The sequence below is a fragment of the Streptomyces sp. NPDC005799 genome, from assembly GCF_040630525.1.
In the GTDB taxonomy this organism is placed as follows: Bacteria; Actinomycetota; Actinomycetes; order Streptomycetales; family Streptomycetaceae; genus Streptomyces; species Streptomyces griseorubiginosus_B.
The window spans coordinates 1-1,420 of the sequence record NZ_JBEXXQ010000214.1; the positions used below are offsets into that span (position 1 = coordinate 1).

Annotated in this window: 1 protein-coding gene; it reads left to right on the forward strand. The window is 68.1% G+C overall.

The window, feature by feature from the left end; genetic code table 11:
* The first annotated feature begins 157 nt into the window (after nt 1-157).
* Nucleotides 158-1,396, forward strand: a complete 1,239-nt coding sequence (locus ABZ453_RS51300) for an IS701 family transposase (RefSeq protein ID WP_359026983.1) — start codon at nt 158-160, stop codon at nt 1,394-1,396.
* The last annotated feature ends 24 nt before the right edge of the window (nt 1,397-1,420 follow it).

Consider the following 1,420-nt stretch of genomic DNA (forward strand, 5'->3'; position numbering starts at 1 on the left):
TACTCCAGCTGTAGATCGTGATCTTGCTGGGCGAGGCCGGTGCGGAGACGGGTGCGGCCACCGTTGATCATCGTGACTTGTGTGGAGTAACGATGAGACGGTGGCCGCAGGTCACAGCATAGATCCCGTCCGTTGGCGGGAGGCGTTCGAGGTGGCCATGGGCCGGATCGCGGGCCGGTTCACCCGAGTCGAACCCCGGCTGCGGGCCGGGCGGTTGGTGCTGGGTCTGCTGTCGGACCTGCCGCGCAAGAACTGCTGGACGATCGCGGAGTGGGCCGGGGAGGCCAGCCCGCACGGCATGCAGCATTTGCTGTGCCGAGCTGTCTGGGATGCCGATGGCGTCCGTGATGACGTGCGCGAATACGTCGTCGAGCACCTCTATGACGATGCCGCGGTCCTGGTGGTCGACGAGACCGGCGACGTGAAGAAGGGCACCCACACGGTCGGGGTCCAGCGCCAGTACACCGGAACAGCTGGACGGATCGAGAACTCCCAGGTCGCGGTCTACCTCGTCTACGCCGGCGAGCGCGGTCACGCGGCGGTGGACCGGGAGCTGTACATCCCGCGCTCCTGGACGTGCGACCCGGACCGCTGCCGGGCAGCCGGACTCGGCCAGGACACCGTCTTCGCGACCAAGCCAGACCTGGCCCGCACGATGATCGAACGGTTCCTGGACGCCGGACACCATGTCGGCTGGGTCACCGGGGACGAGGTCTACGGCGGCAACCCGAAACTGCGGACGGCTCTGGAGGAACGCGGCATCGGCTACGTCCTCGCGGTGGCCTGCTCGGCCGAAGTGCCCACCGGCGCAGGCAGGTTCCGCGCCGATGCCCTGGCGCGGAAGGTGCCGAAGCGGGCCTGGCAGAAGCTCTCGGCCGGGCACGGCGCGAAGGGGCAGCGGTTCTACGACTGGGCCGTCATCGACCTCGCCGAGGCAGCACCAGGCCGCCACCAGCTGCTGATCCGCCGCAACCGCAGCACTGGTGAACTCGCCTACTACCGCTGTCACTCCATCACGCCGACATCCCTGGCCACCCTGGTCAAGGTCGCAGGTTCCAGATGGCGGGTGGAGGAGACCTTCCAAACCGAGAAGGGACTGGCCGGGATGGACGAACACCAGGTCCGCCGCTACCCCTCCTGGGCCCGCTGGGTCACCCTCGCGATGCTGGCCCACGCCTTCCTCGCCGTCGTCCGCGCCGACGAACACACACACCGACCCACGCCGGACGACCTGATCCCGCTGACCTGCAACGAGATCTGCCGCCTGTTCATCGCGCTCGTCGTCCGGCCCGTCCGCGACGCGGCCCACCGGCTTGCCTGGTCCGACTGGCGTCGCCGTCACCAGGCACGATCACGCACCAGTCACTACCGGCAGCAAGCCGCATCCCAGACATGAAGATCACGATCTACAGCTGGAGTA

Excerpts from the sequence above, each read along its gene's own strand:
- ABZ453_RS51300 (WP_359026983.1), top strand. The coding sequence starts at position 158 with ATGGGCCGGATCGCGGGCCGGTTCACCCGAGTCGAACCCCGGCTGCGG.